Consider the following 9,786-nt stretch of genomic DNA (forward strand, 5'->3'; position numbering starts at 1 on the left):
GCATATTCGGGATGCTTCCGACTACCGGATCTTCATCCGCTGCGGCGAGGTATCCCACATATTGAAATATCGGAAGAAGCGCCTGTCTTTATTCCGAATAACAAAAGGATAACAACCTGCTTAAAAAAATGCAACATCAGGAGACATACCGCATCATGGGCATCGACCCCGGCACCAATTACATGGGGTACGGGGTGCTGGAGATCGAGGGGCGCAACGTCCGTTCCGTCGTACTGGGAGACATCGACCTGCACAAACTGACAGATCCCTATGCCAAGCTACGTTATATCTTCGAGCGGGTCGGGGCGCTGATTGACCAGTACGCCCCGCGCGAAGTGGCGCTGGAATCGCCCTTCTTCGGCGAAAACGTGCAGTCGATGCTCAAACTCGGGCGGGCGCAGGGCGTGGCTATGGCAGCTGCGCTGAGCCGCGGCCTCGCCGTTTCGGAATACGCCCCGATGCGCATCAAGCAAAGCATCACGGGGCGCGGTTCCGCCGCCAAGGAACAGGTCGCCGCCATCGTCTGCCGTATCCTCTCGATAGATCAGCCCCCCAGACGGCTCGATGCCACGGACGGCATGGCCGTCGCCTTGTGCCACCACTTCACAACGGCCAGCCCGCTCAACACAGCTCTGGGCGACGAGCGCGTAAAAGGGCTGGGCGGCGGAAAAAAGGCAGCTTCGAAACGCGGCTCCCAGAGTTGGGAGAAATTCCTGAAAGACCATCCCGACCGGGAGATAAAATAGCCCCCGAATTACTAACCATGAAAATAATCACCGTCCTCCTGTCCGCCGCATTCCTGTTATGCAATTGCGGGGGTTCGAACTACACTGTCTCGGGCCATTACGGCCTCGCACCGGGCGACTCGGTATTCCTCTTCGCCAGCAACAAATCCATAATCGGCTCCGGCGTAATGGCTACCGACACGACGTTCAGGCTCAAGGGCAAGGTCGCCGGCACCGACATCGCCACTCTGAGCGACCGCGACCGGCTCCTGACGCCCACGCTTATCTTTCTGGAAGCGGGCGACATCCGGCTGGAACCCCGCGAAGAGGGCGTGTATGAAGCGACGGGCACACCTTTGAATGACAGCCTGCTGCTGCTAAACAGGAAACTGGAGGCGCTCCGCAACGAATACATCAAAATGACGCCGGCCACTCCGCACGAGGAAGTCGAAGCCATCTTCGCACGCTTTGAGGAGATTCCCCGCGCGATGATGAATGCCAACCTCGACAATATCTTCGGCCTATGGCTCTTCTCAGCCTATGAATTCCCGAATATGCTGCAGGACGACACCCGACGGGCGCAGATAAGGCCCTGTATGACTGCGTTCTCACCCGGAATGCAGGCGCATACGATCATGCAGGAACTGCAAAAGGAACTGGCGGGATTCGAAAACGCGCAGATCGGCCACCGCTTTACGAACCTCACGCTGACCGACACGCAAGGCGAACCCATATCGCTCTCGTCGCTGGTGGAACCGGGACGCTGGGTTTTGCTCGACTTCTGGGCGACGTGGTGCGCCCCCTGCTGCCACGAGATCCCCCACCTGCGCGAGGCATACGCCGCCTACAAAGCCAAGGGGTTTGAAATTTACGCCGTCTCGCTCGACAACGACGAGGCGAAATGGCGGTCGTTCACATCGGCCAACGACATGCCGTGGATCAATGTCCAGGGCATCGATGCGGACAAACGGAGCACGGCTGCCGCAGCCTACGGGATCACGTCGATCCCCGCGAACTTCCTGATCTCGCCCGACGGCATCATCGTAGCGAAGAACCTGCGCGGCGGGGAGCTTTCGAAGAAACTCGCCGAAATGCTGGAATAGCCGCGGCAATAACCCACTGATAATCCGGATAATGTATACTTCCGGCACAAAATGAGACATCTTTTTATTAAAAAATTTACGGAATAATTTGCGTGTTTAGGATTTTCACCCTATATTTGCACCTGCAATTCGGCACCGTAGCTTAATTGAATAGAGCATCTGACTACGGATCAGAAGGTTACAGGTTTGAGTCCTGTCGGTGTCACTCTCAAAATCAACCACTTACAGCAATGTAGGTGGTTTTTTCGTGTCTTGTTTTCAGCCCGTTTTCCGTCGGTTTTTACAGTTTGTGTAAACCAATGTGTAAACCGAATTTTCCCGATGAACACGACAATCGAGGCGGTGCTCTACACATCCAAAACATTATCCAACGGCCAGCATCCCATCATGTTACGGCTGACAAAAAATCGAAAAAGAAAGTACATCAGCCTGCACATTTCCCTCGCTCCGCAATACTGGGATGCAGAAAAGTGTAAACCGCGCCGTAACTGTCCCGACAAAGAGCGCATCGAAGCCCTTATCCAACAGAAAACGCAGGAACTCCAAAGTCAGGTCATGGATTTTAAGACCAATGATAAGGAGTACACGCTGAACACGCTTGTCGAAAAGGCATCCCGCAAGGTCGTGCGCCGAACCGTCGGCGATTATCTGAACGACTACATCGACCGCCTGCTGGCCGAGAAACGTGTAGGCAACGCCAAGACCTTTCAGGAACTCCGCACCTCGCTGACGAAATTCTGCCGTTCGCTGGACTTTTATTTTATAGACATCGACGCCGAATGGCTGAAACGGTACGAACAATGGTTGCGGGTGGAACGGCATTATTCCGACAACTCCATCGGCATCCGTTTCCGTTCGTTGCGGGGACTCTACAACAGCGCAATCACCGACGGCCTAATCAAGAAAACGGACTACCCTTTCGACACGTTCAAAGTGAGCCGATTCAAAGAAGCCTCGGCCAAACGGTCGCTGACAAAAGAGGATATAAAGCTAATCATGGATTGCGAGGTACGGACGCTAACCAAGTATCCCAAACCGTTCCTGCAACTTGCCAAAGATTTATTTCTGTTCAGTTACCTGTCATGCGGCATCAATTTGACAGATATTTTGCATATCCGCCATGCTGACATCGTAGATGGTCGATTGGTCATTAATCGTCAGAAAACAGGTAAACTCCTATCGTTCCAACTCCAACCAGCCGCCCTTGGCATTATCGACAAGTACAACCAGTCGAACGCCCACCCGCAGGATTACATCTTTCCTGTTTTAAGGCGTTTTGTTCACGTTACAGCACAACAGCAGTACGGACGGGTGCAACGGACAAACAAGCGGATAAATCGCTATCTGAAGCTAATCGGCGAACATCTGCACCTGCCTATCACGCTCACGACATACGTTGCGCGGCACTCGTTCGCAACCGTGCTGAAAAGGTCGGGAGTTTCGACATCCATCATCAGCGAATCGCTGGGGCACAGTTCGGAGAAGATTACGCAAATCTACCTCGATTCGTTCGAGAATTCGCAGATAGATGCGGCCATGCAAAACTTATTGTGAGGAGGTGACAAGGTTTGAAAAAAGGTCTATCTTATAGCCCCCGAAACCAAGTTTGTCACTACCTTTTAAGGGATTATCCGCTTGCATCGGGTAGTCCCTTTTCTTTTTTCTGCGGTCGTCGGTTGCGTCAGAATGCGGAATTTTGTAAATTCGTCTTTATAAAGATACTCCTATGCAAGAAGAACAAACCTTTTACCCCGTAACGACCGAATATTTCACCGCTTGCCTGCCCTTACTGGAAAAATATTTCGGCATCACGGCAGGCTATTTCAACAAAGAACTTTCGGATGCCAAATGTCTAATACCTCACCGAAAGGGTAATAACGTAAAGTACAGCATTAAAGAGGATTGCAATCTGGTTTTGCCGTTTCGACACCTCGAATGCCATGATTTGTTGTCGCTTATCAACTCTTACGGGACAATTACCCCGATAATAGAGGAAGCCCTATTGCTGGTGGCCTACTGCATCCGCGAACGGCAGATCGACGAAAACGAATACAATGACCTTATTCAGTTTCATACTTGGGACATATACCAAAGCGAATGGGCATACCTATTGCTTTTTATGGAGCAAATGGAGGCACGGGCATTTCAAGGCAACGAACAGACCGCCATCACAATTCGCACCAACAACGGGATCAAGGAAAAGATTTCTATTCCGAACAGCGATAACTGGTTATTCCGTCTGATTAAAAAGGAACTTGCAAGCTATTTTCCCGAAGTACAGACAGCCGAGAAAGCACGGCAAGATATTCAACGGCGCAAACCGTCTGCGGGGCGAAAAAAGGATAATGCCATCTATTCGGCAGTTACATACGGCATTTACCGAATGCTCCATGAAGAAAATGTAATACCCAGCCAGCCCGATACGCCGAACGAATTATGCCAACTCATTCACGACTATACACGCTTCACGGGTTGCTATCCCGATAGTAAAGGATGGAGCGGCGAATACGACCCGAAAGTAATCCGCGCCGACCTTGCCGCCTATCTGAAACGAGCGGCTATGAATCAAGCGCCACGATTCAGACCGATACCATTGCAAAGGCAGGTTATCATGCAGAATTTTGATTTTCCGCTATTGGACTGATCGGACTATATAACCATACCATTTAAGGGAGCCGTTTATCGCGGTTCCCTTTTTTTTCTGCCAAAAATCTGCCAGTGTCATGACATCTGTCATTTTGTCATAACCAACAGATTTACAATATTTTTCATGATATATTTTGCAATATTTTCGACGGCAAAGGTAATGAATAGGTCGATTTTTAAGGGCTATTATTTATGTTTTTGCAAAGGCTCCAAAGGTCGGATTTATGCAGGTTCAAAAGCCAGAATCCGCGAATAAAGCGTACGGTTATTCAAGAGATTCGGGGAGTAGCCGACAGCCCGAAAGAGGCGGCAACAAAACTTAATAAAAAAGATAACGATTATGAAAACGCTTACAAACATCAATGACAACATGAACATTAAATTTAATAACATTAAAACTATGAACGTAATTTCAGAAAATGCGGAATCGCAGCAGGTAGCTGGGAACCGCGCAGAGGAGCAGGAGGAGAAAATGAACCTCCGCATTATCAAAATCAAGCCCGCAGGGAATGCCAAAATGTTCCGCACGCTGGCGAAAGCGATTGCGGCAGGGGCTACTACCCTGATCGTGACCACCCGTGTAGACGTGGCTGGATGCGGATATGTTTGGTTCGGAATCCGCAAGGGTTACACCGAGTTGGACGGGAAGCTGTTGCTCAACGCCCAAATCTGGAACTACCTGATGGCGTTCCTGATGGGTAAGGAGTTGCCCGAAGTAACGGAGTTCGAACCCGACCGTGAAATCTGCTGTCAGTCCGAGTGGCTGGTGGAGGTGGCCGCCGAGGTGGAGAAACTGACCGCAATCACCTCCGAGGAGTACAACGAGAGCGAGGAGGGCATCGGCTACCTCGCCAAAAAGTACCACTTTCCCAATGGCAAAGTCGTGATGCCTGCCGAGGCGATGGAGGACATCACCGACCTGCTGAACTAAACTGCTGAACGAGGGGAGCGGGTTTCGCCGCTCGCTCCCCAAGTTTTTTAACACACTAAAATTAAAAAACATAGATGGACATTGAATATATTTCGATAAATGCAGGCCAGCGGTTCGACGCCGTGATGCCCGAAATACCTACCAATTCGATCATCAACAAGACCGTCACGGGATGCGGTGCGACCTATGCCGAAATCAATGCGCCCCGACACTCCGTCATCATCGAGCCGAATGTTCCCGTTATCGAAGGCAAGATGAAAAAGCACCCGCAGATACTCGGCGTGTTCGAGGGCGTAACGACCGAGGACATCATCGACTTTCTGAACACGAACTACAACGACGGCTACCTAAAAATCATGACCACGCCCGAAAGTTTCCCCAAAGTCCGCTCGGCGATGGTGCAGACGCATACGGATATGCACGGTGAATGGTTCATGCTGTTCGACGAGTGCGAACGCACGATACAGGATGCAGGCTACCGCGGCTCGATTACGCTCCCGATGGATGATTTTTTCCGATGCAAACAAAAGGCGATGGTTTCCGCGACGCCGATCATCCCGTCCGATCCCCGTTTCGAGCAGCAGGGCTTTACGATGAAGATACTCCGCCCGACCTACGACCACAAACCGAAAATGTTGCTCATACACACGAACAACACCGTCGGCTGGGTGCGTACCCTTATGGGACAGGTAAAAGGCAAAGGGCATCCGCTCTGCATCTTTCTGAACTCGACCGATACGATCCATCGCATGATCTGCACCTATAAGATCGAGAAACGGTGCAAGGTCTTTTGCAGTTACGAGAGTGTGAAGAAACTCCGCAAGCGGGATTTTTCGCGGGCTTACTCCTCGCTCGAAGAACTGGACGAAATCAACTTTTTCACGAGCCGCTTCTTTTCGGCGGTGGACATCGAACTGCCGACAACGGCCTGCGTGCTGATCGTAACCGACCTGTCGTTTGCGGCGCACACCGTCATCGACCCCACGACCGAAGCCGTGCAGATCGTCGGACGCTTCCGCAACGGCGTGGAGGATGCCGCGCATATTTTCAGCACCAATAAGGAGATGCCCTGCAAATCGCGGGAGGAGACCGCCACGAGGTTGGAGGAGTGCGAAGCGGTCTACAAACAAGTCCTGCAAATCGAAGCGTCGGGGGCGGGTTGCGATACCCGTGCGCAGGCGTTGGAGGGAATGGACTACAAACGGTTCATGAACGCCGACGGAACGCGCAACTGGTTCATGTGGGACAACGCCTACGACGACGAGCGGATCAAGCGGTACTACACCGACGCCGAACTGGTGCGGGAGGAGTACGCAAAAGCATTTCACACGGATTGCGCCGAACATATCTATCCGTTGTCGGACTGCGACCGACTGCAACGCATAAATCCCCGACTGAAAATGAAAGACCTGTTCCGCGAAATCGTGCGGCAGTTGGAGATACTGGAACAAAACCGAACGTGGAATGAATACTACTTTCTGCGCGAGGAGATTCAAAGCCAAGTGCCGATGATGGTGGATGCCTACTACGCCCTCGGAGCGGCAGAAATCGAACGGCACAATTACAACATGAACGCAATCGGCAAACAGATACAAGAAAACGAAAGCCAACAACTGCTGACCTCGGAAAAAGTTTGCGGGGAGGTGTACGCCCAGTTGAAAACGGGCGACAAGCTACCCGTGTGCGCCGTCAATCGTTTTATGAACGACCTGATTATGCGGTTCGGCATCCCCTACCGCAAAAAAGTGACGGCAAAGATGATCGGAATATATTTCGAGTACAGGGAGGTGCGCACCAACAAACAACGGTTCATCGAACTGGGAAAGCGGATCATATAGCCCGCAACGGGTGAAAACAGGTCGGAGACAAACTTTTGAAATGGGTCTATAAAAGTACCTTTTTGGGAATTCCTGTCACTCGATCACCCACTCTCCGCGGCGTGTAGACCCCACCCGTTTGAGCCTGCCCGACTTGGCGAGTTTCTGCAAATGATATTTCACGCCGTCGGGTGAGATTCCGACAACCTCGGCCAGCTCCGCCCGTGTAATGCTGGGATTGCGGGCGATGGCTTCCAAAATAATTTCTTGGGTAGTCTTTTGGGTAGTTTCTTGGGTAGTAAGCGTTTCGGCGATTACCCCCAAAACAAACTCGACGAAAGGCGTGCAACCCGCCTTACCGCCACTTACGGCAATCGCCTTATAATACTCCTTTTGATACTTATATACAATGTTTTCGATAGGCAGGTTTTTGAAGATAGGCCGCCACCTGCTCAAAATCAATGTCTGCCACAATCGCCCCGTGCGACCGTTACCGTCCGCGAACGGATGGATAAACTCGAATTCATAATGAAAGACGCAACTTGCGATCAACGGGTGTTCATCCGTGGTGCGCAGCCACTCGAACAGATCGTTTACGAGAAACGGCACACGTTCGGCATCGGGCGCATAATGGATAACCGTTTTTCCCGACACCACACCCGCACCGCCTTTGCGGAAACAACCGATTTCGTCGATCAATCCCGCTTCCATCGTGGCGTGCGCCTTTAACAGATCATCGACTTTGCAGGGGTCGAGCGTGTCGAGCAATTCATACGCTTTAAGGGCGTTGCGCACCTCCTGCACCTCGTTAATAGGAGCAACGACGGGTTTTCCCTCCAATACCGCCGTGACCTGCTCCGTCGAAAGCGTGTTGCCCTCGATAGCCAGCGTCCCGTGAATCGTCTTAATCCGATTGACCCGATGCAGACGCAGATTTTCATGCGCATAATAGCTGCCGATTGCTTCGCTGATTTGTGCAACCAAATTCGTGATCTTCGGCGTAATGGTGTAAGGCGGTTTATAGGACATGATACACTTGCTTTTCGGCAAAGATAGCGATTCTTTCTTTTATAGGGTAGTTTTGGGTAAATCTATTTATCATCCATTCCCCATATCGTGCGATTTATACCGAAACTGCCCCGCAACAAAAAAGTGACAAACTTTGTGAAAGGGTCTATAAAATATCCTTTTCGGAAAAGGTTGTCACTCGCAGACAAACAAACCGAGATACCCCGACCGAGCGGACAATCCCTATTTTTCATTCCTCCCCCTTTTCAGATAGAAAACCGAAATTTCATCCATCCCATTTAATAAGATTCCACATAAAACAGACCACCCCTATTCATGCCCGAAACCATATAACAGCATAGAATTATTGATATTACATGAAGTTGGATTACTACTGATAAGCGATAAACAAAACTTAATCGCTATGTACGAAACACAAGAGAGAGCCAAACGGATTACGGACATCCATGTTTTATGGGGACAAAGCACAGTTATCGAGGAGTTAATCCAAGCGGGGAAAATCGACGAGGAATACCTCTATCCCTTTAATGGGGACGAGGTGTTGGAATGGTGGCTCGTTACTCCGTGGCTGGCCGAACGACTGAAAAAGCAGGGCGAAATCATCATCGACGAATTAGGGTGTCGTTGGTGGGGACGGCTGACGAGCGGGCAGGCGATTTACATGGACGGCGTAATACAAGAAATTTGCGGGAACGATTAACCCGATTAATTTTAATTCTACGTCTACAACTGCAACAGCCCCCAAGATGCCGATAATTGCATAATCCGTTTTTGTTTCCTACATTTGTGGAACATACGAACAAACACGGAAAGTGTAAGTTTATTCCTTTGTAACGAACGTAGGAAATTCGATAGAAGAGGGAGTAAGCCGACGACTTGCCGCGTCATATCCTTTATATGGGATAGGCGTGGGGCTGTTGCTTATTTTATCTTCGAGGTTTCCTACGACCTGTTACAATGAAATGAGTTTTCAGCACCACGCTTTCTGTTTAATTAAATCAAAAACATTAACCGTCGCGTTGGTGCTGGGGCGACAACCTAAACTTATTGCAACTATGAAAAAGTTGTTTCTTATTGTAGCCGCTATGTTTGCGGTAGTTTCTTTCTCGTCTTGCTCCGATGATGATGACAACAAGGATGCGTCAATCGTTGGAACGTGGCAGATTACTTATTATGAAGGGTGGGCGACGTTCAGCGATGGTACACGAGATGATTGGTCGGATGCATATCCCCTTACGTCAGAAGGCAACTATTATTGGACATACACTTTCAATGAAAATGGAACTTGTGTGCAAACCGACTATTCAGATAATAAAAACGATGATAGCTCGCCCATGCATTTTACATATTCTGTTAATGGCAACACACTCACAATGACAGAATCAACAGGTGAATTTCAAAATGCTTTTCAAATTAAAAAACTATCTCAATCACAACTTATTTTATTCCGTAGTGGAGAGGATGCGCACGAAAAATTTGAAGAAACTGAAACGTACAAAAGGATAAAATAAACACATAGCGAAAAAGTAAATTTG

At 49.9% G+C, this 9,786-nt stretch carries 9 protein-coding genes and 1 tRNA gene; 9 read left to right on the plus strand and 1 reads right to left on the minus strand.

Annotation, left to right across the window (positions count from 1 at the left end):
• The first annotated feature begins 128 nt into the window (after positions 1–128).
• The 7 genes from ruvC (at position 129) to B3C38_RS06600 (ending at position 7,243) form a co-directional block, all read left to right on the plus strand.
• Complete coding sequence (ruvC, locus tag B3C38_RS06570; protein ID WP_022331954.1) at positions 129–746, plus strand: crossover junction endodeoxyribonuclease RuvC; 618 nt, start codon at positions 129–131, stop codon at positions 744–746.
• Positions 747–763: 17 nt separating this feature from the next.
• Positions 764–1,828 carry a TlpA disulfide reductase family protein gene (locus B3C38_RS06575; protein ID WP_022331953.1) on the plus strand — a complete coding sequence of 355 codons (1,065 nt, stop codon included), beginning with the start codon at positions 764–766 and terminating at the stop codon, positions 1,826–1,828.
• Between the two features lie 131 nt (positions 1,829–1,959).
• Positions 1,960–2,033 (plus strand) — tRNA-Arg (locus tag B3C38_RS06580).
• A 116-nt stretch (positions 2,034–2,149) separates the two neighbouring features.
• Positions 2,150–3,382: a site-specific integrase gene (locus B3C38_RS06585; protein WP_141417885.1), complete on the plus strand. Its 1,233-nt coding sequence runs from the start codon at positions 2,150–2,152 to the stop codon at positions 3,380–3,382.
• Between the two features lie 172 nt (positions 3,383–3,554).
• Positions 3,555–4,472: a hypothetical protein gene (locus B3C38_RS06590; RefSeq protein ID WP_286726322.1), complete on the plus strand. Its 918-nt coding sequence runs from the start codon at positions 3,555–3,557 to the stop codon at positions 4,470–4,472.
• 402 nt (positions 4,473–4,874) lie between these two features.
• On the plus strand, positions 4,875–5,405 hold the full coding sequence (locus B3C38_RS06595; RefSeq protein WP_232045484.1) for a hypothetical protein: 531 nt from the start codon (positions 4,875–4,877) through the stop codon (positions 5,403–5,405).
• Positions 5,406–5,479: 74 nt separating this feature from the next.
• Positions 5,480–7,243: a hypothetical protein gene (locus tag B3C38_RS06600; protein ID WP_286726323.1), complete on the plus strand. Its 1,764-nt coding sequence runs from the start codon at positions 5,480–5,482 to the stop codon at positions 7,241–7,243.
• A gap of 75 nt (positions 7,244–7,318) precedes the next feature.
• Here the strand turns inward: B3C38_RS06600 and B3C38_RS06605 are convergent, their stop codons facing one another.
• Positions 7,319–8,251, minus strand: coding sequence for a Fic family protein (locus B3C38_RS06605; RefSeq protein WP_286726324.1), 933 nt, complete (start codon positions 8,249–8,251; stop codon positions 7,319–7,321).
• 403 nt (positions 8,252–8,654) lie between these two features.
• Here B3C38_RS06605 and B3C38_RS06610 point away from each other — a divergent pair, with 403 nt between their 5' ends.
• On the plus strand, positions 8,655–8,951 hold the full coding sequence (locus tag B3C38_RS06610; protein ID WP_141417880.1) for a hypothetical protein: 297 nt from the start codon (positions 8,655–8,657) through the stop codon (positions 8,949–8,951).
• Between the two features lie 355 nt (positions 8,952–9,306).
• The gene (locus tag B3C38_RS06615) at positions 9,307–9,762 is read left to right on the plus strand and encodes a lipocalin family protein (RefSeq protein WP_286726325.1); all 456 of its coding nucleotides are present in this window, start codon (positions 9,307–9,309) and stop codon (positions 9,760–9,762) included.
• Positions 9,763–9,786 lie beyond the last annotated feature (24 nt).

It is taken from the genome of Alistipes sp. UBA1686, assembly GCF_002320215.1.
Lineage (GTDB): Bacteria > Bacteroidota > Bacteroidia > Bacteroidales > Rikenellaceae > Alistipes > Alistipes onderdonkii.